The organism is Terriglobia bacterium, assembly GCA_020072645.1.
Taxonomy (GTDB): Bacteria; Acidobacteriota; Terriglobia; order Terriglobales; family Acidobacteriaceae; genus Angelobacter.
Genome location: JAIQGK010000001.1, coordinates 258,017 through 283,457, shown reverse-complemented (window position 1 = coordinate 283,457; position 25,441 = coordinate 258,017). Strand labels below are relative to the sequence as shown.

At 54.5% G+C, this 25,441-nt stretch carries 22 protein-coding genes; 9 read left to right on the top strand and 13 right to left on the bottom strand.

What is annotated here, in order from left to right:
* The first annotated feature begins 2 nt into the window (after positions 1 to 2).
* A complete protein-coding gene (locus LAO76_01225) occupies positions 3 to 2,339 on the top strand; it encodes a molybdopterin-dependent oxidoreductase (protein ID MBZ5489536.1) in 2,337 nt (778 codons plus the stop codon).
* 45 nt (positions 2,340 to 2,384) lie between these two features.
* On the opposite strand, the gene LAO76_01220 is transcribed toward LAO76_01225, so the two are convergent.
* From LAO76_01220 to LAO76_01205, 4 genes are all read right to left on the bottom strand, one after another.
* A complete protein-coding gene (locus tag LAO76_01220; protein MBZ5489535.1) occupies positions 2,385 to 2,897 on the bottom strand; it encodes a hypothetical protein in 513 nt (170 codons plus the stop codon).
* A 47-nt stretch (positions 2,898 to 2,944) separates the two neighbouring features.
* On the bottom strand, positions 2,945 to 3,238 hold the full coding sequence (locus tag LAO76_01215; protein ID MBZ5489534.1) for a hypothetical protein: 294 nt from the start codon (positions 3,236 to 3,238) through the stop codon (positions 2,945 to 2,947).
* Between the two features lie 112 nt (positions 3,239 to 3,350).
* On the bottom strand, positions 3,351 to 4,004 hold the full coding sequence (locus LAO76_01210; protein MBZ5489533.1) for a LuxR C-terminal-related transcriptional regulator: 654 nt from the start codon (positions 4,002 to 4,004) through the stop codon (positions 3,351 to 3,353).
* A gap of 1,071 nt (positions 4,005 to 5,075) precedes the next feature.
* Entirely contained in the window at positions 5,076 to 6,584 is a 1,509-nt protein-coding gene (locus LAO76_01205) for a multicopper oxidase domain-containing protein (GenBank protein MBZ5489532.1), read from the bottom strand.
* A 1,205-nt stretch (positions 6,585 to 7,789) separates the two neighbouring features.
* On the opposite strand from LAO76_01205, the gene LAO76_01200 reads away from it, so the two are divergent.
* A complete protein-coding gene (locus LAO76_01200) occupies positions 7,790 to 8,797 on the top strand; it encodes a VWA domain-containing protein (GenBank protein MBZ5489531.1) in 1,008 nt (335 codons plus the stop codon).
* 60 nt (positions 8,798 to 8,857) lie between these two features.
* Here LAO76_01200 and LAO76_01195 read toward each other — a convergent pair whose 3' ends face one another.
* From LAO76_01195 to LAO76_01170, 6 genes are all read right to left on the bottom strand, one after another.
* Positions 8,858 to 9,280 carry a hypothetical protein gene (locus LAO76_01195; GenBank protein ID MBZ5489530.1) on the bottom strand — a complete coding sequence of 141 codons (423 nt, stop codon included), beginning with the start codon at positions 9,278 to 9,280 and terminating at the stop codon, positions 8,858 to 8,860.
* A gap of 115 nt (positions 9,281 to 9,395) precedes the next feature.
* A complete protein-coding gene (locus tag LAO76_01190; protein ID MBZ5489529.1) occupies positions 9,396 to 9,737 on the bottom strand; it encodes a response regulator in 342 nt (113 codons plus the stop codon).
* Positions 9,738 to 9,909: 172 nt separating this feature from the next.
* Positions 9,910 to 11,388 (bottom strand): trehalose-6-phosphate synthase, encoded by a 1,479-nt coding sequence (locus tag LAO76_01185; protein ID MBZ5489528.1) that lies wholly within the window; start codon positions 11,386 to 11,388, stop codon positions 9,910 to 9,912.
* Positions 11,385 to 12,179: a trehalose-phosphatase gene (gene otsB / locus LAO76_01180; protein MBZ5489527.1), complete on the bottom strand. Its 795-nt coding sequence runs from the start codon at positions 12,177 to 12,179 to the stop codon at positions 11,385 to 11,387. The genes LAO76_01185 and otsB overlap by 4 nt, the downstream gene beginning before the upstream one ends.
* A 169-nt stretch (positions 12,180 to 12,348) precedes the next feature.
* Entirely contained in the window at positions 12,349 to 12,999 is a 651-nt protein-coding gene (locus tag LAO76_01175; protein MBZ5489526.1) for a response regulator transcription factor, read from the bottom strand.
* On the bottom strand, positions 12,996 to 14,351 hold the full coding sequence (locus LAO76_01170; GenBank protein ID MBZ5489525.1) for an ATP-binding protein: 1,356 nt from the start codon (positions 14,349 to 14,351) through the stop codon (positions 12,996 to 12,998). The genes LAO76_01175 and LAO76_01170 overlap by 4 nt, the downstream gene beginning before the upstream one ends.
* Before the next feature lie 896 nt (positions 14,352 to 15,247).
* On the opposite strand from LAO76_01170, the gene LAO76_01165 reads away from it, so the two are divergent.
* The gene (locus tag LAO76_01165; protein ID MBZ5489524.1) at positions 15,248 to 15,454 is read left to right on the top strand and encodes a hypothetical protein; all 207 of its coding nucleotides are present in this window, start codon (positions 15,248 to 15,250) and stop codon (positions 15,452 to 15,454) included.
* 149 nt (positions 15,455 to 15,603) lie between these two features.
* Positions 15,604 to 16,128, top strand: a complete 525-nt coding sequence (locus tag LAO76_01160; GenBank protein ID MBZ5489523.1) for a DUF6125 family protein — start codon at positions 15,604 to 15,606, stop codon at positions 16,126 to 16,128.
* Between the two features lie 26 nt (positions 16,129 to 16,154).
* Here LAO76_01160 and LAO76_01155 read toward each other — a convergent pair whose 3' ends face one another.
* Both LAO76_01155 and LAO76_01150 read right to left on the bottom strand, forming a co-directional pair.
* The gene (locus tag LAO76_01155) at positions 16,155 to 18,602 is read right to left on the bottom strand and encodes a plasma-membrane proton-efflux P-type ATPase (protein MBZ5489522.1); all 2,448 of its coding nucleotides are present in this window, start codon (positions 18,600 to 18,602) and stop codon (positions 16,155 to 16,157) included.
* Between the two features lie 154 nt (positions 18,603 to 18,756).
* Positions 18,757 to 19,191, bottom strand: coding sequence for a universal stress protein (locus tag LAO76_01150; GenBank protein MBZ5489521.1), 435 nt, complete (start codon positions 19,189 to 19,191; stop codon positions 18,757 to 18,759).
* A gap of 284 nt (positions 19,192 to 19,475) precedes the next feature.
* Here LAO76_01150 and LAO76_01145 point away from each other — a divergent pair, with 284 nt between their 5' ends.
* Complete coding sequence (locus LAO76_01145) at positions 19,476 to 20,423, top strand: universal stress protein (GenBank protein MBZ5489520.1); 948 nt, start codon at positions 19,476 to 19,478, stop codon at positions 20,421 to 20,423.
* A 612-nt stretch (positions 20,424 to 21,035) separates the two neighbouring features.
* On the opposite strand, the gene LAO76_01140 is transcribed toward LAO76_01145, so the two are convergent.
* On the bottom strand, positions 21,036 to 22,613 hold the full coding sequence (locus LAO76_01140) for a multicopper oxidase family protein (protein MBZ5489519.1): 1,578 nt from the start codon (positions 22,611 to 22,613) through the stop codon (positions 21,036 to 21,038).
* Between the two features lie 508 nt (positions 22,614 to 23,121).
* Between LAO76_01140 and LAO76_01135 the strand changes: the two genes are divergently transcribed.
* The 4 genes from LAO76_01135 (at position 23,122) to LAO76_01120 (ending at position 25,401) form a co-directional block, all read left to right on the top strand.
* Complete coding sequence (locus LAO76_01135) at positions 23,122 to 23,565, top strand: DNA-binding protein (protein ID MBZ5489518.1); 444 nt, start codon at positions 23,122 to 23,124, stop codon at positions 23,563 to 23,565.
* Positions 23,566 to 23,658: 93 nt separating this feature from the next.
* Positions 23,659 to 24,063, top strand: a complete 405-nt coding sequence (locus LAO76_01130) for a metalloregulator ArsR/SmtB family transcription factor (GenBank protein ID MBZ5489517.1) — start codon at positions 23,659 to 23,661, stop codon at positions 24,061 to 24,063.
* Between the two features lies 1 nt (position 24,064).
* Entirely contained in the window at positions 24,065 to 25,153 is a 1,089-nt protein-coding gene (locus tag LAO76_01125) for a permease (protein MBZ5489516.1), read from the top strand.
* Positions 25,154 to 25,164: 11 nt separating this feature from the next.
* The gene (locus LAO76_01120) at positions 25,165 to 25,401 is read left to right on the top strand and encodes a thioredoxin family protein (GenBank protein ID MBZ5489515.1); all 237 of its coding nucleotides are present in this window, start codon (positions 25,165 to 25,167) and stop codon (positions 25,399 to 25,401) included.
* Positions 25,402 to 25,441 lie beyond the last annotated feature (40 nt).

Here is a 25,441-nt window from a genome sequence, read left to right as displayed (position 1 = left end):
ACATGGCTGATGTAACCCTCACCGTCGATGGCAGGCAAGTCAGAGCCCCGGCGGGGACACTGCTGATCGAAGCGTGCAAGAGCGCAGGCATCGAGGTCCCATCCTTCTGCTATTACCCCGGACTTTCCCTCCAGGGCGCCTGCCGGATGTGCCTGGTCGAGGTCGCCAAGATGGCCAAGCTGCAAACAGCCTGTACCACCCCAGTGGCCGAAGGCATGGTTGTCACCACGCAGAGCGACACGGTGAAACAGGCCAGAAAGGCAATGCTGGAGTTTGTATTGCAAAACCACCCACTGGATTGCCCGGTCTGCGATGCCGGAGGACAGTGCGAACTGCAGGATGCAACACTGACTTATGGGGCGTCGGAATCCAAACTCATTGATTTCAAGAACCATCGCGATGAACAGGAGTGGTCGCCGGTGGTGTATTTTGACCGGCCACGCTGCATCATGTGTTATCGCTGCGTGCGCGTCTGCGGCGAGGGCATGGACGTGTGGGCGTTGGGCATTGCCAATCGCAATTCTGCGCAACTCATCATGCCCAATAAACAGGAGCATCTCGAGTGCGAAGAATGCGGCATGTGCATTGATGTCTGTCCTGTAGGAGCGCTGACCTCAGGTGCATATCGTTATAAGACTCGTCCCTGGGAGATGAAGCATGTGGGTACGATCTGCACCCATTGTGCTGACGGCTGTACCACCACTCTGGGCGTGCGGCCAACCCCAACCGGGGCCAGAATCATTCGCGGAAGCAACCGGGACAAGACCGGGATCAACGGTGATTTTCTTTGTATTAAAGGACGGTATGCCTTCGACTTCATCGATCATCCCGATCGGCTGAAGCAGCCGCTGATACGCCGCGAAGGAAAGCTGCAGCCCGCTTCATGGAACGAGACGCTCTCGCTGGTTGCGGATCGTTTTAGAGACGTTCGCGACAAACACGGCGGCGAAGCGATTGGTGTGATCGGCTCCACCCGCACGACCAACGAAGAAGACTACTTCCTTCAGAAGATTGCCCGCGTGGTCTTCCGGACGAACAATATTGACCATCACCGGACGGCCGATTTCCCTTCATTCCTGCGCGCGCTGGGGCAGAGCGCGCCGGATGCAACTGCGAGCATGGCGGAGGTCTTCGATGCCCCCGCGATCCTTCTCATCGGCAACGACCCCACATATCAGCACCCCCTTCTGGCCTGGCAAATTCGAAACAACGTGCGCCTGCATGGAGCACGGCTCTATCTCATAAACTCGCGGGAGATCAAGCTGGTCAGGCAGGCGAGTCAATTCGTCCAGATCGCCCCCGGCACAGAGGGCAGGGCGACAGCATTTCTTGCCGGCGACAGTTCCACGGAACTGGGTGGCAATCAAGTGAATGAACAGTTGGCGGCCTTAGGCCGGAGACTGCGCGAAGAAAAGGATCTCATCATCGTTTTTGGTTCTGAACTGCGCGGCCATGACATTGAAATCCTAGCGAAGTTCGGGTCTGCGATCTCGGGCTGCAAGTTCGTGTGTCTGGCTGACTATGCCAATTCCCACGGCGCAGCCGATATGGGCCTCTATCCCGATCTTCTGCCTGGCTATAAACCTCTTGGCGACAGCTCGCAGTTTGAACGGATCTGGGGCGCGCCGGTTCCCAAAGATCAGGGACTCAATCTTCTGCAGATGATGGAAAATGTCAGTCAGGGAAAGCTGCGAGCGCTCTATGTCGTTGGCTCAAATCCTGTGCGCCGATACATACCGGAGTTCCATCCCTCGCCGCACACTTTTCTGGTTGTTCAAGACCTGTTTCTAAGCGAGACCGCGGCCCTGGCCGATGTGGTGCTTCCGGCAGCCTGTGCGTACGAAAAATCGGGCACGTTCACTAACACCTGTGGCGACGTCCAGTTCATAAAGAAGGCAGGCGACGTTGCCGGACCCAAGGGTGACCTGGAGATCATGGCGCATCTGGCACATAAACTCGGATACGACGTCAGAAAGCTTTCCACCCGAGGAGAGTGGCTGCGCGCTGACTTGGGACAATCGCGAGGCGTTCAATCGGGAGAAGCCGATCGCCACGCCGTTTGGTTGCGCGATCAGGGCCTGGAACCTCAGCTTGGCGGCTTTAACCCGCGGGCCGTACTTGATGAGATCCAGGAATTGTTTCCCAACTACCGCCTGGGCCATGCCAGCCTGGCCTCGGCCGAAACAAAATCCGGCGAGGACTTTCGAGCCTATGCGGCGGACGATGTGATTCTTCCATCGAACGATGACTTGTTTTCTTCCGGCACGCTCGGGCGCTATTCGCGAGTGCTCGGTGAAGTGTTGGAACACGACCTGCAACTTCCCTACGAGCAGGACTAGATATGGCGCCACACGCGTTGGGTTCTACGCCACTCGCTGCAGACCTTACGCTGTCCCGGTCATGAGAAAGCGATCATCCTCGATCGCAGCAACTTCGGCGCTGTGGCGATGGATGGGGGCTCGCGACAAGATCTCTCCTGTGAGCAGCGGATCCAGGGATGGCCAGGCGATCGTAAGTAGAAACGCGCTATCTGCCAGCGCCTCGACGTCATGGGCCACCTCGCGATCCAGCATGAGGAGGTCACCGGCGGTCATGCCCACTGTTTCACTTTCGAAGGCGCCGCTGAAGAGCACCCGGATGCTGCCGCGACAGGCCTGAATCGAAATGCGGCCCGCAGTGCGGTGACGCACGAGTTGCGCTCCCGCCTTCATGACAACCAGCACAACGCGAAAGTCCAGGTATTTTGCAATCGTCTTTGCAGTATGGCCGGCCTGCCAGCGGGGCTCTGCCTGAAGCTGGCGGATCTCCTCATCCAGATTGAACTTCAACGACGTTGCGGCAAGTACTCCGGGCTCACGCACACGGCCGTTATGAACTGTAATTTGTGGAATTGTCATCGCTTCCTCCTGTGAAAAGCATTTTGTTTACATGACCATCTTGTTTCTTACGCAGCGTCTCCGGCGTTCACCACTGGGCGGTTGAGAGGCCTGCGGCTCAGTGCACTCTGGGGCACAAGTTTCACGCCCAGGCGCAGGTCAAATTTGAGAGTGAAGCGGGAACAGCATTCCTGGCAAAGCCAGAAGAAGATGGCTGCCCGCGCCGGCTTGCTCGTACAGATCGCATTCGGAACATCAAGGTAGGGCTCCCCGGGCGATTTCACGTCGAACCGGTACAGCCGCCCCCCACGAAGGTAATGCAGTGGCGCTCGACATGCTGGATTAGCGCAGTGAGAAATCATTGGAGACCCTCCTTCACACCATTCTTCCTGCACATTAGCGCCGGGGGAGGGAACTGCACAATCCACCATCTGTACTGTTACATGAGAGGAATGTCACAGGCATGCGGGAAGTTCAGATCAGTTTGCGTTGTATGGCATTCATCACGGCTTCCAGCCGGTTGTGGGTACGCAGTTTCTGGTTGATGTGATGGAGGTGGTTCCTGAGAGTACTGGAGCTGATATGCAGGGCCCGGGAGATGTGGGTTGAACTCTTGCCTTCGGCAAAGAGCCGCAAAACCTGTTTTTCCTGTTCTGAAAGTGCGACTGCGGGAGCGGCCCGGCCCGGCGGAGGCTGCGTCGAACCGAGCTGCCGGGCAAGATCGAGCATCTTCTGCGTCAGTTCTTCACTGGATTTCTGAGCAGTGATGTCATGTGCCAGATGAATCAGCATGCGGCGTCCGGTGCGTGAGTTTTCGAAAATGACAGTGGACATATTGATCCAAAGCCGCTCACCGGAGTTTGTTTTCACGCTCATATCGAAATTGGGAATCTCCGCATCCCTGCCTGCACACTCGGCAACGCTGCAATGCTGATGGCATACGCGTGTGCCCAAAGGGCCAAAGCCTTCCAGGAGTTGGTAACACGTCTTATGCAGGGCTTGTGATCGCGAATAACCGAAGAGTTTTTCCGCTGACTTGTTCCATGATTGTATTTCGCCCTCTGCGCTGACGCAAAAGGCCGCGTCCGAGGTGCCTTCAAGGAGCGCGAAGAGTTCAGTTTCCAGCATTGGTCAGCGTGAGCCTGTGGTTCGTATGAAACCAGTATAGTGCAGTGAAACAGGCGATCTGTTTGTTTTCCAGGCGATCAGAACAAAGCGTGTTGATGCTATCGCCGTTCCGCAGCACGCCGAAGTTCAATGTGGGAGGACGGGTCGGCATCTGGAAGTGATAAAAACACGGCTTATAAAGACTGCAGTCTGTGGCTGCTTTTTTCTTTAAACCGCCAAATTCTGATGGCCAGGGACGGAATCGAACGGCCAAGGGGCGCTGAAAACAGGTAAGTTATTGATTTTCCAAAGACCTAAAAATCCCAAAAACCTACAAAAGCCGGTTTGGCGGTACATAGGAGGTACACGAAAAATCGCTGCCGCTCCACGTCCGCGCTTGAACGAAGGATAACAAAGAAAAAAATCAAATCAAGAACTATTTCTTGGTTCAAATTTCACTCGAGTGCTGCCCTGAAAACAAGCGTCATCATCCAAATCAGCCAAGCAGTTCAGAGCATCCTTATTTGCCTTGGACACTCAGGGGAAATGTCTCGGAACGAATGAATTCCATCTCTCTAAATAATCTGTCCCTGTCTGCCTGTGATGACGCAGCGTCTGCTTGCCCAATCATTTTCGCAACCCGAACAACCGCGTCATGCAGAGCTGGGTCAATTTCTTTCGTCAATAACCAATATTGCTCATCCAGCAAGGCTGACGGGGATTTATCATTTTTGCAGCATTCTGCGCAGGCAACGTGGGAAATAAACGGAAACTTTTTATTAGATAACGGCACAAGCGATAAGTGCTCCCCCGATACTGTCACACGTTCACGATTCAGTATGCCCGCTTGACTGACTCATTAATCATCGCCAACTTTTTGGATAATCGCATCCAAAGATAGCAATTCTGTAGTGGGCTTCACTCTCCACTCGCTCTGAAATGCAACACAACGGATCCGCAAACAGACTAGTGAACGCCAGAAGAAAGGTGTTCCTTGAAACTCCAGCAAAGTAGCGCGTTCGCATTACCGATTCATTCATCATTAATAATCGCCGCAGCCGTACGGGCCAGCGGACATTCCGCCGATGATCCTTAGATATAGCTGAAAAGGGTCATGAAACCGAAATCCATGTGCAATTGCTGGTGGCAGTGAAATAGGGTCAGCCCCGGATTATCAGCTACGAAATCCATGGTGGCCTCCTGGTATCCGCCAAGCATGACCACGTCTTTCAGAATTCCGGCCGTCGGAATTCCCGCCAAGCTGGTCAGTTCGAAACTGTGCCGGTGGAGATGAAGGGGATGAATGTCATCACTGGCATTACGCATGTGGATTCGATATCGCTTGCCCTGCTTCAAGTGGAATGCGGCCGGAGCCATTTTGTTGGCCATAGGATATGCGGCTCCATTGATGGTCCATCGATTGAACCCGTCTGCGGCAGCGTTGTCCTTGGCGAAGATCATCTCGAAGGTGTCATCCGGCGCAGCCGCGGTGGCGCCCGGCTTGGCGAAGCGGGCATAGTTCCAGTGAAACCGCGGCGGCGCAATCCATTGCGCTTTGCCTGCATGTCCCGCATATTCCACGACGATGCCCATGCCATGGCGCCGGTCGTCATCGGCAGTATCTCCCATGATCCAAACGCCTGGGTGGTTCATTTGCACAATGGCAGAAACTCGCTCCGCCGTCCCCAGCCAGAGCACCGGAACCGTGGCGGGATTCGGTACCGGGTTCCCATCTAATGCAACCACGTGAAAGGCATGGCCGGGCAGAGCAAGGCTGCGGATCTCTGTGGCGCTTCCATTCAAGACGTGGAAGAGAACCCGTTCGCCCTGCTTCACGCGAATCGGCTCCCCGTGGTGCAGCATCCGGCCATTGATCGTAAAGGAACCGTAGCCCACTTCGAATCCATGCGGCATGCCCTTGGCGAGAGAAGCCTTCATGGCTGATTCAGCCTGCCCTTCGAGCGCCTTCACGCGAGTTGCCGGCGAGAGGAAATCCATTGGCATGTCTCCGCCGCGACTGAAGGTTGGCTCGAACTCCTTGAGTGTAAGAAAGACCTCGCGATCATAGTTCCCAGGCTCATGCTTTGGCTCGATGTACACCGGGCCAACCTGGCCGCTGTACTGACCGGCATAAAGATCCGCTCCGGCCCGAATATGTGTGTGATAAAAACGAAGCCCGGCTGGCTTGGGAGTGAACGCGATCCGGCGATTGCCATGTGCGGGGATGAAAGGTGTTCCCTCCTCGGCTGCTCCGTCCACCTCAACAGGTATCATCTGCCCATGCCAATGCAGTTGCTCTGCGACGTCCGTTTCGTTATAGACATCCACCGTCACCTCTTGTCCTTCTTTCAGGCGAAGCAGCGGCCCGGGAAACTGCCCGTTGTACGTGGTCAACGAAACGATCCTGTTTTTTGCAATCTCCACAGGCGACGTCGTGATTCGCAGCGTGTAATCTGCCGCTTCGGACTCGGCGGAAGTTCCTGAGGGTTCCATCATCGTTCTGATCTGACCGGAACTGTCTCGTCCGGATAGGAGCATCGCTCCAGCGGTCATACCTGCTGTTTTCAGAAATTGTCGTCTCGACTCCAAAACCTTTTTCATGGGTTCCCCTAAACTTCACCGAATCTCGGGTTCGTCCTGATGGACTACCCAAGTCCCCTTCTAGCGAATGCCCGCCCTTTACTCGCGACCCTGCTTTGAGTGTAACCCCTGTTTTCGACAGCTATGTCGGGCAGCCCAGAACAGCCAAGACAAACGCGGCAGAACGGCAGCAGGTAAGCCCGATGGCCGCAGACGGCGTCTGTCAGCAGCAGCGCGTAGGAAAATCGGCCTGGCCACGAAGAAACGTTGGTCTGAACGGAAGAAGAAAGCGGCGGCAAGATCCAGAAGCAGGACCCGCCAAGCCCTCGTCATGAGCGCTTTTTATCTGCGAAGATTACCATCACGAACACTGGTGACCGTCAATATCGACGGCGAGGGCGCTGGCTATGAACGGGGATCATCGCTAAGGGTGCGCATCAGATCGATAAGCGTCTCCGGGAACGGAGTGAAAAAGATCGAGCGCTTTCCTCCGCTATGAGCGATAAGAACATTGAATCTAGCGCTTTCAAGAACCGACTTGCGAACGGACACGGCTTGAAGCGCCTCCGATTCGGCAACGAGACCGTAAGCCTTGCCACCATATTTACGATGCAGGAGGATGGCGTCCCCCAAACCTTTTAGAGGATATGAGGCGTAGAGGAATCGAGACGGTGCAAAGGAGCCGTTGAAGCATGCTGCAGAGATTTTTTGTCACTTGTACTGTCAACGCTGTATTTTCCGATGCGGTCCAATCGTATGACAATATCTCCGATCGTCGAGTGATCTCCTTTCCAACGGGGGCAGGGTCTTGCTTCGTCCGGCGAGACCCGCTACCCATGGTGCCGCGTAGGAAAGGCTCCAAATGTAGAGGTCTGAGTGACACGCGCCGTTCTCATCCGAGTGCGCCGATTTCCAGTGCTAAGAGTCAAATCAGGACAAGAGCAAAGCAGGGCGTCAAAGAAGATGAGAATCTACTCCGAGGAGTAGGTAAACCGCGGCAACCGGCAAATGAACCTGTTTCTTACTATGCTGTGTGCGGTCGCGATTCGTTCCGGTAACCCAAATGTCGACCCAGCGTTTACCGTTGTTACTGCAGCAAATGCACTGCTCAAGCAAACGAGAGAATGAGAAATAACAAAGAGCAACCCGCTGAGTAAAACCGTACATCCTTGGTAATAGGTAAAGAAGCGCTTGTTTGGGGGTTGATTGCCGGGAGGCGCCACGATATGCGATTGTCGATCAGGGCTGCTCGTCGTCCTATTTCTTTGATCATAATCGCCCTCGGTGCGATGCTGACCTCAACGGGTCGAGCTGTTTGCCAAGATGTTAACGTACATATCTCTCCGCGCGACACGCAAGCGAATAGGAATCCCTCAGCCCAAGAGTCAGGCAATCACTTCAAGCCTTTTCGCGAGGACGTCGATCTAATCTTGGTGCCTGCAACGGTGACCGATTCAATGGATCGTCTGGTTACCGGCCTGGATAAAGATAACTTTGCGATCTATCAGGACAAGGCGAAGGAGAGCGTCCAGGCTCTCTGGAGTGAAGATAGCCCGGTGTCAGTCGGAATCATTTTTGACATCAGCGGGAGCATGAATGACAAGGTCCTTCAAGCCAGCCAAGCAGTCACTGAATTCCTGAAGATCGCCAATCCGGAAGATGAGTTCTTTTTGATCACCTTCTCTGACCGTCCGCAACTCGTATCCAGATTCAGCCGCAAAATTGAGAGGATCGAAGACAAGCTCATTTTGACCCAGCCGAAGGGGCGTACAGCGCTACTCGATGCGATCTATCTCGCATTATCGGCTATGAGCGAGGCGCGCAATAAACGCAAGGCGTTGCTAATCATCTCTGATGGAGGTGACAATCACAGCCGCTACACGGAAAGGGAGATCAAATCGCGCGTGGAAGAAGCTGACGTCCAGATTTTTGCCGTAGGTTTGTTCGATGCGGTTACAACTACTCCGGAGGAACAATTTGGGCCCGAACTGCTTTCTGACATCACTGAAGCCACCGGTGGCGAGAGCTTCACTGTATCAAACTTGAACGATCTTCCTGATGTCGCAGCGAAGATAGCGATCGCCCTTCGGGACGAATACGTTCTCGCTTACAAACCCTCGATAAAGCCCCATGATGGCAAGTGGCACAAGATCCGAGTTAAATTACTGCCGCCAAAAGGTCTTCCGCCGTTGCATGTCTCCGCGAAAAAGGGATTCTACGCGCCTCCAGAGTGATATTTATCGATTCGGCAGTTAAGTTCTTCTTGCAGCCATGCACGTCGCGATTCCAATCTGTCAGGCAGATTTTCGGGAGGCCTTCATTGGATCTTTCTGAGGAAGATCCAGAGAGATGACGCCGGCCTCTGAAAGTACATCACGCAAGACCTTGTCAATGGCGTTGACCTCTTGTCTGACGACCGCGGTTGCTTCCGGCTGAGCGACATATGTCACACACTCAATCGCCTGAAGTGCATTGCGAATCCGATCATTCATGTGTGAGATGAGTTCGAAGCGACGAATCATGTTGCGTTGTTGTTCGCGAATGGAATATTGCCAACGAAGCATGAAGGCCAAAGTGATCATGGCAGCAATAGCCGTTCCGACTATTCGTAGCGGCCCCGTGTGACGTAGCCAGTCATCGTATACAAGCCACTGAATGACAAGAGATACCACCAACACTAAAAATGAGGCAAACAGCGAAATCAAAAAGATTCGCATGCGGGACGGAATTGGATGCTCGGGTCGCATATTAACAATGGAATAACACAAAACGTTTGGCACCAGTGCGATGCCGGCTTGCTCAACACTTCCTGTTCAGCTCAAGAACACATTTTCAGCCAGTTAGAATAGCCCGCAAGCTTGTCACGAGTTCCTTTAGCTGGAACGGTTTGGAAAGGTAGTCGTCCGCGCCGAGTTCAAGAGCCGCAATGCGGCTTTTGTCGCTGCCGCAGGCACTTAAAACCAGCACCGGTATGGCGCTCTCTTTCCTGAGATGCTTGAGGACCTCCAGCCCGCTCATGCATGGCAACATGAGATCAAGGATAACTGCGGCGTATGAGTGGCTCAATGCCTCTTGTAACCCGCTAACCCCGTCGAATGCCGGATGCAACTCGAACTCTTCTTGCAAGCACTCCTGCAACAGGATGCCTAGCTCGCGATCGTCATCGATGAGCAAAATAGATATCATCAACTGCTAACATTAGTTCTGTTCTGTGCCTTTTCGTGGTTAAGAAGTGTGAAGGCTCATTCCCGAATCGGCCTTCGAGAAACTGGAGTTCCCGGAAAAAACAGAACCAAGCCAGTGCCTCTCTTCTAGGGCCCGTATACATGCCTCTCATTCTTCCCGGTCAGACTGCTTCAGCAGCTGCTAGATATCGTGAGGGAGGCCACTCAGCAAAGGCGAGTTCTGCTCTGACCAGAGTCGCCTCGCTAAAGAATGTCTTGCACCATTTAAAAACATCATTCGCTTGGATCACCCCGCGCATAGCACGCATTCGGACCCGCTGTTCGGAGTCGGGCATGCACAGGGCCTGGCGAAGAGTTGACGCCATGCCTTCAACATCGCAGGGATTAACGAGGAGTGCCCCTGCCCCGAGTTCCGCAGCAGAGCCGGCAAATTCACTCAGCACCAAAGCACCTTGCTCATCGCAGCGCGCCGCACAGAACTCCTTTGCGACCAGGTTCATCCCGTCTCGTAAGGGCGTAACCAGCGCGACATCTGCGGCACAGTAGAGTGCGAGGAGTTCAGTCCCTTCAAGAGATCGGTGCAAATATGTGATGGGCGACCAATCAGGCCGGCTGTATTCTCCATTGATCTCGCTTACAAGGCGTTCGACATCCGCCTTGTATTCGTGGTATTCAGCAATCTGCTCCCGGCTGGGCACAATGACCTGAATGAGCGAAACGCAGCCTCGAAGTGCAGGCTCACGCGCAAGAAGAGTTCGGAATGCCAGCAGCCGTTCGCGAATTCCTTTTGTGTAATCCAGACGATCGATGCCTATAAGAAGTTGCTTTTCTCGAAGACTGTGGCGGATGGCATCACGCCTGGCAATTGTCTCCGGGCTGAGTGATGCGTTGGCATAGGCGGTGAAGTCGATGCTAATCGGGAATGCACCCACTTCTGCATATTTGCCTCCGGCGCCGACCAACAATTTTTTGCCGATGCGTTTGACCCGTGAACCCTGGAGGCAGCGGCGGACACACGCCACAAAGTTTCTTTGGTCACGCTTTGTTTGAAATCCCAGCAACTGGAACTGAAGTAATGCCCGAAGGATTTCTTTGCTCCATGGGAGTTTCTCAAAGATATCCGGGGACGGGAAAGGGATGTGATGGAAGTAAGCCAAGGACGAGCCGATGCCGCGTGCGCGCAGGCGATCGGCGAGCATCATCAGATGATAATCGTGCACCCAGATACAGTCGGTACGATGCGCAACAGCTTCGACAGAGTCAGCAAATTTCTCATTAACTTGCGTGTAAGAAATCCAGTACAGCGGATCGAAGTTGCATCTGGATGGGAGGTCATGGAACAAAGGCCAAAGTATCTCGTTGCAGCAGCCGTCATAAAAAAAAGTTTTTTCGGCATCTGTCAGGAACACAGGCTCAAGGCAATAATCCGGCGCGCATTCCGTTCGCAAGATTGAATCGACTCCTGGTTCATGGTCAATGCCCGGCCATCCCACCCAAACTCCGCCGTTGCGTTTGAAAATCGGCAGTAGCGCCGAGACAAGCCCTCCAGAACTCGGCTGGACGTTTAGCCCCTCGCTTGTACGCTCAATGTTCACCGGGAGGCGATTGGCGACGATGATTAGCCGGCCTTTGGAATTCATACGTCACCACCGCAGGCCCGAATCCAGTCATTTAGAAACTGCAGCAGTTCTTCCGGAGGTTGAATCCACATCTTCGCCCGGGTCGACCGCCATTTTCGATTTACCAATACCGGCAGGCCACGGTCCTCCATCGCCTGGAACGCATCCTCGTCCGTGGCATCATCGCCGAGGTATGCCACTGGGACGGAGTCATCTGTCTCAGACAACAATGTCTTGACGGCATACCCCTTGTTGGCCCCTCGCGCTTTTAATTCTGCGCCACCATCAAACTCTGTCAGTAGAAGATTACCTCGGCATGCAAGCGGGCCCAGCAAACTGTAAATCTGTGCTCGAATTTCTTCGACATGCCGCTGGCTGAGTCCGCGCCAATGGACCGCCACTGCTCCTGCTTTGAATTCGCACAGCTCAGTCAAACCTGCCCGGTCGAGGATTCCACGGGCCTCCGCCAGCGCTTGCAAGGTATTCTCGCTAAGATAGACGACTTGATGCCGATCGTCGGGAAATAGACGTTCCAACCCGTGCACTCCCCAAATTTCGGGATGGCAGGCAAGTCCCAGGAGAGATGGGATCTCGTCCGCGGAGCGGCCGCTGATCAAGACGACTCTGGTCCTGCACGTGCAGCGAATGCTCTCCAGGAGTTCCGCCACGGATGGGTAAGGAAGCGCCCGTTTGCGGTCTGTTGAAAAGGGAGCGATTGTGCCGTCATAGTCGAGCAACAGGAGCCGCTCGGTAGCTGTGCGCAATTGGTCAAAGAAAGGGCTCACGTCACATTTGAGGGCGGCTGTACTCATTGGGCGCTCCTAACGTGATTCGCGATGCCCGGGCTGGCGCATGGGAACAGAAGGATGTTCCAGCCCGGGCAAGAAGCTACTCACATCTTCCATCCAATATGACGCGGATTTGTCCTGCAGAGAAATACTGTAGGGCCAGTACAAAGACACGAAAATCAGGGTAGGCGACTTATGAAATGATCTTTTTTCTGACCGCGTATAGAACGATTTCTGCCGAGCTGTGCAAATCGAGCTTCTGCATCAGCCGCGTGCGATGGGTTTCAACGGTACTGGTTGAAAGGTTCAGCGTGGTGGCGACTTCTTTGTTTGACTTGCCTTCCGCCAATAGCTGAAAGATCTCTTTCTCACGATCCGTGAGTAAGTCATACGAATCCTGGAGGCCGCGCTGCTGAAGCTGGCGCATGTAGTCTTCCAGCAGGGTGTTCGCGATGGCCGGGCTGAAAAATGATTTACCCTGTGCAACGACCTGAACTGCACGGTAGAGATCAACTTCAGCTGTATCTTTCAACAGATATCCTTTGGCGCCGGCCGCCAGCGTTCGTATCAAGTAACTCTCGTCAGAGTGCATGCTTAGTATGATGACCCCCGTACGTGGGCTTCGCTTGACGATTTGGGCTGTAGCCTGAATGCCGTTGAGATTCGGCATCGCAATATCCATCAACACCACATCCGGCTTCAGCTCTTCGGTCATCCGCACTGCTTCGCGGCCATCTGCGGCCTCTCCGACAACCTGAAAATCCGGGCTTTGCTCCAACTGGAGCCGCAGGCCTTTTCGCACAATGCCGTGATCATCAGCGATTAGGATCTGAACTTTGTTCATGCCGGAACCCCGATCGGAATCTCGGCCCTTAAGGTCGTACCTCTGCCACGCCCGGAAATAATCTTCAGCGAACCTTCCAGTTCCTGGATCCTCTCCTGCATGCCGAGCAATCCAAGCCCGCTACGCAAGCGGGCAGAAGGGTCAAAACCGACCCCATCATCCTGCACCACCACAACTACCTGATCGTCCTCAGCCCGTACCGAGACCAGGACGTTCTTGGCTTTTGCATGTCTAGCGCAATTGGTGAGCGCTTCCTGGACGACTCGATAGATCGAGGTACGCTGAGCTTCCGACAAATCGTCGAGGATCCCACCCACCTGCACGCTTGCGGATACTCCCGTGTGGCGAGAGAATTCCCTGCCCTGCCATTGCAGCGCCGGCTCTAATCCAAGATCATCAAGCATGGACGGACGAAGGCCCATGGCAAGGTCACGTATCGCACGCATCGCTTTCATATTTAACTGCTTTGCATCTTCGATGTGGTCATGAAAGGCCTGCGGGTCCGCCGCACGGAGCTTTTCCAAATGGCCAATTTCTATGCCCAGCGCGGTCATCGTCTGGCCCACTTCATCGTGCAACTCTCGAGAAAGGGCCTTTCTCTCGCCCTCTTGTGCCTGCACCAGTCTGCGCGACAATTTTCTTAGGTTAGCTTGCGTTTGTTCAATCTCCCTTCGTTGTTCCTCGTGTCTTCTTTCCAGCGTGGCGACCCGGTAGGTAGTCAGAAAGGCCACGAGAGTGCCAAACGCGAGAGCGAATGTCAGCATTCGTGAGAGAAATGCTTGCAACACTTGCTGGCTGTCTCTTGTTCTCTCCCGCTCCCGTTCCAGATTGTCCCGGTTCAGCTTTGCGATTTCGCGGGCAAGGTCGACAACCGCCTGCCGTCTGGGCAATACATTGTGGCGCAAGAACGACCAACTCCGCTCGGCCTTTTCTTGAGGAGTCCATGCAAAGATAGGATCAAGTGAATCCCAGTAGCCCTGGACCTCACTTTGCAGGCGCTCGAGTCGCGGGCTGTCGCTCTCTGCCATGCGCGTTGCCAGCACGTCTAGCCGTTTCTGTAGCGAGGAACGGATTTCCAAAAGCTGTTGGCGGTGAAGCGGCGCGTTCTGAGGCGAAGGATCCAGTAGGTAGTCGCGAACAAGAATGTCCGCTAGGTACATATCCGTCGCAATATCCCGCCGGAACGTCTCCGTCTGCAGGTACGCACTTTGAACGCTTTCCATTTCGTTGTAGATAGCCCTGGCGCGGCGGATCGCACCAATTCCAAGAATGGCGATGAGGGCAATCAGGGTTCCAAAACCAAGTGCCAATACAAAAGAAGAGCGAGATTTAATCGCTTGTCGGCTCCACATATTCGAATTCTCTTAGAGGCAACAGCCAGTTTCAAAGCGATGCCATTCTCAGCTTACTCCATTGAAACGGGCTCATCGATGCCGTTCGTAAGCTTGGGCTTCCAAAAACTGACTGTTGGGAGGATCTGAATCCGCTTTTTACAGTGCAATCATGGCGATCGCATCTTTAGAAACAGCTAAGCCGCACGGCCCTACGGATATTAACAAGGAGCCTCTCGATGCGCAAAAATGCTGCCTGGTGCTCCACCGGTCAACTTCTGGTTGCCGTAGAAACCACCAGGCAGGAGATGAGTTTCGGAGATCCTCTTGTGAGAGCGTTTAGCATCCTCTTGTTGCAAGACTATCGTCATTAAAGACGCCCGCAAATAGAATACAGTCTTGACAGTACGTGAAAGAAAAAATCACTGTATCTTCAATCTCGGTGATTTGAGTTCTCGATAGCTCAAATCGTGTGCCGTCGAAGCGCAACTGGCCTAGACATGCGCTCTATCTCAAGCGCTATAAGGTGCCCGGTGCTGCGGAACGCCAGGAGAGAGACATACCACTTACGGCACCGGGCAGGAGACCTTCACAGCATTTTATTTATGATCGTAAAAAACTGCATCATACGAAAATACAGTCAATACAGTACAAAAAGATAAAAAAACAGGTACGGGCCTCCTCGAATTCTCGTGCTGTTATCAAGTGCCAACTTTATGGACTAGTCGAATGGAGGGGTTTGCTGGCGCGTCCGCTAAATCAACAGCATGGCCAACCAACTCCGGAGATCAGCAAAGATATTCCCTTCACACATCGGTGCGTGACAGCCGTCACGGTAAAATCATCGGCCTTCGTCTTGTAATGAAGGTAGCTATATAGCTATATGAGCAGATGATTACAAATGTGTTGCCTGCTTCTTGAGCGACCAAAAGCTGGACCTCAAGAAAGGCGATCAGGTAGAGGTGCTCGGAGCGAAGGCTAACACCCGTCGAGGCGAGATATTTATGGCCGGCCAGATCACCAGTGGCGGCAAAACGATCACCTTGCGAGATGAGATGGGAATGCCGAACTGGCCGCGCGGCATGTCCGGTAAGAACCGAAAGCAAAAGGGGTATGGCCCTTGAGGCATTCCCCTTCTACGAACTGACAGGTGCAATTTTAAATGCTATCGTCCGATCCAGTTTTTGCGCTTCTCAGAAGCAAGAGACTTTCCAGCATCATTAAGCGACTAAAATTAGTCCCGGGGTAGCCTTAAAACATGTGAAGCAAATACATGCCTTCTAAATCACCAAACGTGTTCGCCGAAATGGGCCGTGACGACCTGCTCCGGGCATTGGAAATGTTCGCGAAGAACTGGCTCGCGCACGATGGTTGCTGGTTTCTTGCGGCGGAAGAACGCTTAGGACAGGACGTTGCCATCGAGTTGGATGCCCTCTCGTGGAAACAGTTCGCTGCAGCAGAAGCGCGACGCATCATGGCCACCTTCAACATCAAGCCAGATGGTGGTCTTGCGGCTTTGGAGAAAGCCTTGGGCTTGCGTCTCTACAGCGTCATCAATGCACAACGAACCGAATGGTCAGATGATCGCCGGCGCCTGCGCTTCTTCATGGATGTGTGTCGAGTCCAGGAGACCCGGCGACGCAAGGGCCTACCCGACTTCCCATGCAAGAGTGTAGGCATCGTAGAGTTCGAAACCTTTGCTAGAACCATCGATTCCCGTATTCGTACGGCATGCCTGCACTGTCCTCCCGATGCGGCTCAGGACCAGTATTGTGGCTGGGAATTCACGCTGGAATGAATCCAGCTTTCTGGAATTGAGACAGATCACACCTTAATGGGAGCCCTCAAGATCAGTCTCTTGAGGCCCTCGTTTAGTACCAGACAAGCAAACATCGAAGAACAAAGAACAAGCAGAATCACCGTCCACGAAATGCGCGGCATATCGAGCCAGCCAGCGAGGCCGATAGTGATGCCAAGGAAAGCGTCAGCACAAAGAGCAGCCGTAAGAGTCGCGCTGGGCCGGGAACGCAATAAGGAGCCGCGCTCACGGATCGAGATCAGCGAAAAAATCGCCAGAAACAGAAGAATCTGAAAACTTAAAGCATTTACGAGCGGCGATCCTGCAGGGATGGCGAAGGTTCTCATGGTGACTTTCAAGACGACAAGCGCTTCGATTAGCATGGCGAATCCAACCGCGATGCCCAGCGCGATGTGCCGACCAATCCGCCAACTGTCGGGCTTGGCCGAAGGGACCACCCGATCTGTGGCCAACGCGATCTTTACAAAATCAGTCATGAACACCAGAACCAGCATGGCAAGAGCTGAAATGACAAACTTCCCTGTCAACAAAAAAGCTACAACCACGAAGCCGCTCTTAAGAACGGTCCGGCTGATCTTATTAATGACCCAGGTCAGAATCCGTTGATACACTGCCCGGCCGTTCTCAACCAGATCAACAATCCCACCCAGGCCCTCGGCTGTGAGTACAACGCTGGCAGCTGATTTTGCGGCGTCGGTGGCTGTGCTGACGGCAATTCCAACCTCGGCGGCCTGGAGTGCAGGAGCATCGTTGACTCCGTCACCGGTCATGCCAACAACATGCCCACGGGTCTGAAGGGCTCCGATCACGGCGAATTTGTCTTCCGGAAATACTTCGGCGATGCCGCTCGCGTGCAGCACAGCCTCAGAGACAGACGCCTTATTCGCGCTCGATGGTGTTCTAAAATCAGCCATGCTGATCACTTCACCGAGGCCGACTTCCTTTGCGATCTCACGGGCAACTGGCCTTGCGTCGCCGGTGAGCATCTTCACTTCCACGCCTAAACTGCCAAGATGCTGAATCAGAGACTTCGAGTCTTCCCGAGGCGCGTCGTAGAGAGACAAAAGTCCCGCGAAGGCAAGATGCGAGTCTTTGGAAACTGCCCGCGCAATGCCAAGCGTCCGGTACCCTTTGGCTGCTGCCTCGCTCAGGGCGTGATTAATTGCCTCTTCTCGTTCCGGTGGGACTGGCGCCAGTTGCAGCAGAGTGCGAACTGCTCCCTTCATCACCTGAAACTGTCCTCGCGGCCCGCTCACCAGGGCTTCCGTTCGGCGCGACTCCGGCGAGAATGGCGTAAACCGGAGCTGCTGATAACTCTTCAAGTCAATCTTTCTCTCTGCTGCCTCCTGGAGCAGGGCAAGATCAATGGTGTCCTGGTTCGACTCATTTGAAGCAAGGCATGCGAACAAGAGAAGGTCTTCGTTGCTGAAGCCCGGTTCGGGCTCGATCAACGTGACCTTCAACAGGTTCTGCGTTATGGTGCCCGTTTTGTCAACACACAGCACATCCATGGTCGCTGCATCTTCCGCCGCGCTGAGACGGGTAACCAGCACTCCTTTCTTGCTTAGCTTTTGCGCGGCAAGTGCCGTGCTCACGGTAAACATAACCGGCAGCGCAACCGGAATCGCACTCATCAGGAGCACGAGGCTGAGCGGAAGAATCTTCAGAAGAGAGTATCCATGATAGGGAGCCATCGCGGTAACCAGCAGAACAAGGCTGCCGATGATCACGAAAAGCCAGCGAACCAGCTTGCCAACTACTTCCTCCATGTGCAGCTTGGGGCGGGCGAGTTGCACCAGCTCAATCGTCTTGCCAAAATAGGTTCTTCCGCCCGTCAGGACAACGATTCCGGTGCTTTCCCCCCGTTTTACAAGGGAACCGGCAAAGGCAAGGTCACCCCGGGATTTGGATACAACATTGCTCTCGCCGGTGAGGGCGGCCTGGTCTACTGACAGCTCCCCGACGAGCACCTTGACATCTGCCGGCACCAAATCTCCCATACGCAGCCTGACGATGTCGCCGGGGACGAGGAGGTCCGCCGCCAGCGGCCCCCACTGCCCGTTTCGCAAAGTACGTGTGGTGATCTGGAGGCGCTGCTTCAGGGTTTCGACGGTAGATTGGGCGCGCTTTTCCTGGGTAACACTGATAGTCGCGTTGAGAATAAGCAGACCTCCGACCACCCAGGCGTCCACCCGTTTGCCCAGGACCACGGAGAGAACCAGAATCGTCTCAAGCATCCAGGCGGAAGGGCCCCAGAATTTCTTGAGAACAAGAAGAACCAGGCTTGTTCGCTTCTCTTCAACCGCGTTCGCGCCGTAAACTGTATGACGTTTGGCGACCTCAGCCTCGGTGAGACCTCTTTCGATGGTGGAGTCGAGCCTCGCGAGCACGATCTCGGGAGCAAGTTTCTCCCAGGACTCAGTGCTATCGACAACATCTTGGGGAATGGGCAAGCTCCTATTCCATAAAGTGATTCAGAAACTGAGATCAAGCATAGCAGCCAAGCCGCCATGCCCGTCCCAGGGATTGATTGAGGTTAGGGAAATGCTCGACGTACATCAATTTCCGTTTCCGAAGCGGCGGAGTTCGGTAGTCGATCCCTCAGTCTCACTCCTTTGCCTTCACTACCAGCACCGGACAGGGCGCATGACGCATAACAGCATCGGCCACGCTGCCAAGCACGGCGCGCGGTAGCCCACCACGGCCATGGCTGCCGATCACGATGACATCAGCCGGCCAACGCTTCGCAGCATCCACAATCGCACTGGCGGGCTTGGCAACTTCCAGAAATTCGAAGCATTGCAATTGCGCTTTGATTCGTTCGCGAAAGCCGGCGAGCAGCCTTTTACCATCCTCCGCCGCGCGAGCGATCAACTCGTTGGCGGGAATCCCGGATTCCGGCGCAAAATTGAGCTGCGGATCAACAACATGAATGAACGCTACTTGGGCCCCAAGCAGGCCCGCTAGTTCAAGACCGAGATCAGCCGCATGGACTGCAATTGGCTCGCTGTCCACCGCGATTAGGATTCTCTGGAAGCTCATCTAAGTTCCTCTCGTGTACCCGATTCTGGTTGCCTTCCGCTCCCAAGGGAATAAACGTATGCAAGACTTCGGTCATTAAAGGCCAAGAGTTGCTGGAAGAAACAGGGCCTGCGCATCCGGCGCCTTCGCCCTTCACTCAGCCTCGTTTGCAAGGATAACCAAGCGGCTCGGGAGGCGGGCGTGATAGCCATCACAGTAACCCTCCCCTACTTGGAATTTAATTGAGATGGCTGGTTCCAGCGTGTATGGTTCGCCTTGGCGCACAGCCGTGGAGGGAGTACTTTATGTCTACTGCGAACGCCATCGTCGAGCAAGCCCAACCGGATTTCCGGTCTATCCTTTTTGCTACAGATTATTCGACTGCCGCCGGGGGAGCTTCAGAGTGGCTGAAGGTGGTCGCCAAGCAACTTGGATCGGCAATCGTTCTCACCCACTTTAAACAGATCGAGGGCACACGGCATGCGGGGGAGCAGCCGGTACAGCTTGAGGATACTGACGGGAGGCTGCAGGCAGTTCGGAATGAGCTGTGCCGAACCGGAGACCCAAGTGTTTCTATCGCCCCATTTCAGCTCAAGCATGAAATGCCATTTGCGGCGGCCGCTTTTGAGGCTCAGTTGCGGGAGATCATCGATGCCAACAGCATCGACCTGATCGTGCTTGGTACTCATGCGCGCCAAGGACTCAAGAAGTTGGCATTGGGTTCCTTTGCTGAGGGCGTTTTCAGGCACGCGGACGTTCCTGTTCTGGTGATAGGCCCCAAAGCCGCCGCAACCGCTCCACCGCAAGCACCCCACAAAGTCCTGTTTGCAACAGATTTCGAACGTGAATCAATCGAAGCGCTGCCTCTGGCCGCCGCCTTCGCAAAACAGCTCAGGGCATCCCTGGTGTTGCTGAATGTGAACCAGGCCCCAAGGTTGGTAAAAGAACGAGAAGATGCTGTCAACGAATCGGTTGACCGCCTTCGCCGCCTGGCTGAACGTTTTGCGATTTCGGGCGCCACACTCGTGGGCTTGCAAGGCAATCCCACAAAACAGATCGCCCGTTACATAAAGCAAGAATCAATCAGCACAGTTGTTCTAGGAATTCGGAGTGCCGAATATGAAGACGCAGTGGCGATGCATATTCCCACACTGGTTGGCAATCTTATCTCAAGCGTTACATGCTCGGTACTGACGTTCCGAGGTAAATATCAAAGTCACGGCTACCAGGCCCGTCCGACCTCTGGGTTTTGACCATCAGACGGAGTTGACCTCACGAGCATGGGTGTAAGCTTTGTTTCGGAGAGAGATGAAGGAACCTCGACCTAGTGCAATCATAAACGCGTCTGCTGATCGCCGGCCTCCTGGCCTGCAGCGATCACCTCGCGAAAATAAGTGCCAACTCCCTTTATCTCGCCTTGTCGATGATTGTCGAGATCCTTTTTGTCAAGCACGAGCAGGAAAGCGCATCGAACATACAGGACAGATCACATTCTCATCGGCTTGGACGTGGCCGTAGTCAATCAGTGTAAAAGCCTTGAATGTTGCGCTTTCCTTGACCGCGATCGGCTTTAATCTTGCTTCGCTCTCCATGTCGTTCTGTTTTTACCGTACACATTCTTCGTATTCGCCTGCGCGACTATGTGCGAGGCCATAGCAGAGTTGGATTAGGCACGGTAAAATATCTGCTGAGCTTACCTTTTCTTTCTACCCTCTGGAGCGTCGTGTATGGGCGCTCCTATTTTTGCGCAGTGCCCTGGACCTGCTCTCCGCTCCCTCTGGAAATTGACTCTTTCAGCGAGCAATGTTCCTTGCGCGTCCAGGCTATCGCTTGATGAGGCTTAAGCCGATAGTAGTATTACAAGATCAGGTCAAGCGATAGTTCCGCATCATTCCCATGTCTTCATGTTCCAGAATGTGGCAGTGATAGAGAAACAGCCCTTTGAATTGTGGGAATCGCATGAGCAACTGCACCTGTTCTCCGGGCAGGACCAGGACTGTGTCTTTCCAACCCTCGTCGGTGAAACCCTCGTGCAGCGCCGCCGTCAAACCATCCGTGCCCCCAGCAGGCGTGCGTTTCAATACCTGAAACTGCCCACCGTGAAGATGTATGGGATGCGCCATCTGCATCATTCCCATGCTCATGTTTCTGAACTCCACGGCTTGGATGCTGCCGGCCTTGAACGTTTCGTTCTCTTTGACCGCGTCCATCTCAAATGTACTGCCATTCAGAAACCATTGCATCCGCATGAACGACAGTGGAAACACGCGCGGATGATTTGCGTTCTCAGCTTCTTGCGGGCGGCGGAAACCGGGTTGCGAAAGGCGCGCCGGCACGCGGAAGCCGGATTTCTCTTTCTTCTCGATCCGTACACGTAGGACCCTGAACTCAGAGCCCTGTTCGAGTCCAACGCCACCCCTCATGCCTCTTCCCATCCCCCGACCCATTCCTCCTCCCGTCATCATTTGAGGAGCGAGAAACGGCCTGCTCAGCAACTCCAGGGATGAGCCCACGGTTTGGTTGCTTAAGTCGACGATCACGTCGACACGTTCCGCCGGGGCTAGTACCAGGTAAGGCTTCCGCAACGGCCGCTCCAAAAGCCCGCCGTCCGTGCCGATGAGAGTGAACGGCATGCCATTGTCCCAAGCGAGTTTATAGATTCGCGAGTTTGACCCGTTGAGGATTCGCAGCCGGTACACGGACGTAGACAGCTTTAGTTGTTTATCCAGAGTTCCGTTCACCAGGATCCGCTCGCCCAGAAATCCGGTCATCGCATCCATGCGGCCGGATATATAGGTGAGGTCGTGATCGCCGTCAAAAGTGCGATCTTGAATGACGAGCGGGATCTCATGCTCGCCTGAAGGCAACCGCAATGAAGATTCCTCGTCGTCGCTGACGAAAAGATTTCCCGCCAAGCCGCGATAAACCTGCGGCCCCGTTCGGTCGTCCGGGTGAGGATGGTACCAGTAGTGGCCGGCGCGGTCCCGCACTTCGAACTCGTAGAGGTACTGCGCATCTGTTGGAATCACCAAGCGCGGATGGCCGTCCATTGGCGCCGGTACCGCTAGCCCATGCCAATGCACGATGGTGGTCTCGGGCAGTTCGTTGCGGAAGTGCACACGGACTTTATCGCCCTTGCGCAGGCGGATCGCAGGTCCAAGATATGAGCCGGAGTCTTCCAGCACCCCAGCGCGGCCTTTCAGCAGTTTGCCCCTGTACGACCACGTGCCAGTCGGCGCTCCGGGAAAAATCTCATGGTGCGCGGGCTGTGCAGTTAGTTCCAGTTCCACGTCGGGCACGAGTGCGGGGTTGGACTGCAACGCGGGTTCAGCGCGGACCAGCGCTTGCAGCGGCGCCATTAGGCGTCGCCCAGTGATGGCCGCCGCGGAAAGAGCGATCGATTCCAGAAACTCTCGCCGGTCCATCTGCTTCGTTCCCTTCATTGGATGTTGTAATCGGCGTGTACCTTTGAGTACAGGGCTAGCTAAATCGGAACGCATTACACAACAGAATACTCCCCCTTCAACCCAGGATGCGATGCGCGTTGGTTCTTGGGGGCCTTTTCTTCTCGTGATCCGTTGTCGACTCGCCGCGACTCACGAGCTGTGTTGGAATCTTGATAATCCAGCGACAATTCTTTCACACAGCCCTGTTTCACTCAGGGCAGACGGGAAAGACTTGCGCAGCCAAAAAGCCAGCGTCGGGTGGCGCGCATTTGAACTCCGCTCCAGCGTCGCGCCTTTAACATTTGACTTGATTTTGACGCATATCCTGCAGGTGCAATCTTGCGAACTCTACGCGTTCATCTCCGGAGAATAGTGCAAACAAGCGCAGTTGTTGGAACAAAACTAAATGGCACATCCGTATGTGACACAGGTCACAGCCGATTATCCTCGCATAAGGATATGCTTCTATCCGTATAGATGAAGAAGTCCCTGTAAGGAGGAAGCTATGAAAAAAGCACTAATCGCGATTGTGATGGTGGTTTCTGTCGCTGCCGGCTTATACGCGCAGCGAGGCCCCATGGGGAAAGGCGGAGGTTGGGGACCAGGAAGCTCTTACACAAGAATGTATAACGCTCAAACAGTCGAAACCATAAGCGGACAGGTAATATCCGTTGATCGCATTACACCAATGAAGGGGATGTCGTACGGTGTTCACCTCACGCTGAAGGCCGACAAAGAAACAATCTCCGTCCATCTTGGTCCAAGCTGGTATATCGACAATCAGGATGTAAAGCTTGCTCCCAACGACAAGATTGAAGTCAAGGGCTCGAGAATCACCTTTGAGGGCCATCCCGCCATTGTTGCGGCTGAAGTAAAGAAAGGCGATGAAGTCCTGATGCTACGCGACTCGAGCGGATTTCCGGCCTGGAGCGGCTGGAGACGCAAGTAGCTTGGGAAACTGCATCGGGAATTCAGAACCCAGAAATGCGCGAGGCCCAGAACGACAGACGCGGTGCGAAGGGAACAAACGTAGGTGACGGTTATGAGAGAACTTGAAAAACTCTTTAAAGGGCTGGCGGATATAACCCGGTTGAGGATCCTCAACTTGTTGTTGCATGGGGAACTTTGTGTGTGCGATGTGCAGCAGATTGTAGGCGCATTGCAACCGAACATCTCCCGCCATCTCACGTATTTGAAGAATTCAGGCCTTGTGCTCGATCGCCGCGATGGGCCTCGCATGTACTATCGCTTGGCTGAGCCCATGGATGATGCGCGCAAACAGCTATTTTTCTTTCTGCGCACCGCGTTCTCTCAGAATGCTGCTTTCGAAGAGGATTCTCACAAGCTGCAGAAGGCCATCGAGGACGGAGCATGCAATGCCACTCAATGGCACCCATATTCGGGACTCCCCAGGGATCCGTGCAACACCGAGCGCCTAGGACAATGAGATGCTCAAGGCCGAACAATACTCTGAGGCCCGCGAACGCATAACAACAACGAAGAGGCCGCGCCCGGAGGCTCACAAGGGACTCCTATTTCTTGCAGGTATTGGTTCTGTTGCGGCCTGGTACCTTGTTTACCGTCAACTACCGGCACTGGCGGACTGGCTCACTTTCTCGGTCCTTGGACTGAACAAAGCAACTCACCTCGGATCGGCAGTTCAGTTCCTTATCTTTGAGATCCCGAAGGTTCTGATGTTGCTGGTGCTGGTCGTCTTTGGCGTCGGCATCGTCCGGTCATTCTTCACACCGCAGCACACTCGGGCCGTTTTAGCAGGTAAGAGTGAATCTGCTGGAAATCTCCTTGCCGCGCTGCTGGGAGTCGTCACACCGTTCTGCTCCTGCTCGGCAGTCCCGCTCTTCATAGGCTTTGTCACGACTGGCGTACCGCTTGGAGTCACGTTTTCGTTCCTTATATCTGCACCCATGGTGAATGAGGTTGCGCTGGTCCTGCTCTTCGGGCTCTTCGGCTGGCGTGTTGCCGCGATCTACGCTGGCACAGGCTTGCTGATCGCTGTTATCGCCGGGTGGGTGATCGGCCGGCTCAAGATGGAGCGGTTCGTGGAGCCGTGGGTTTACGCCACACAGCTCGGCGACAGTGAGGCTGCCGACCAGAAGCTCTCCTGGCCTGAACGTGTCCGGCTGGGAAAGGAAGCCGTGCGAGATATTGTCGGCAAAGTGTGGCCTTACGTGATTGCCGGCATCGCCGTGGGAGCAGGAATCCATGGTTATGTTCCCGAGAACTTTATGGCATCCATCATGGGCAAGGGAGCGTGGTGGTCGGTTCCCTTGGCCGTTCTGATCGGCGTGCCCATGTATTCCAATGCCGCGGGCATCATCCCGATAGTGCAGGCTCTTCTTGGCAAGGGCGCCGCGCTCGGCACCGTGCTGGCATTCATGATGTCGGTGATCGGCTTGTCACTGCCGGAAACCATTATTCTTCGCAAGGTCCTTCGGCTGCCACTCATTGCTGTGTTTGTCGGGGTTGTTGCGACGGGGATCCTGATTGTCGGTTACGTTTTCAATCTCATCATGTAGTGAGGGTCATGCTGAATATTACTGTGTACGGTCCTGGTTGTGCTAAGTGCAAAGAAACTGAACGGCGTGTACGCCACGTTCTCGAGGCATCCGGGGTGGACGCCAATGTAACCAAGGCAGTGGACTTTGTTGAGATGGCCAAAGCTGGTGTGCTCGCGACACCAGCTATCGCTATCGACGGCATCGTCAAGCTTTCCGGTCGCGTTCCTAATGAGGACGAAATCAAGGCCTGGCTTACGGAAATTTAATGTTAGCCCCTGCCGAGAGGCAAAGCGTGAAAGGGAGTAG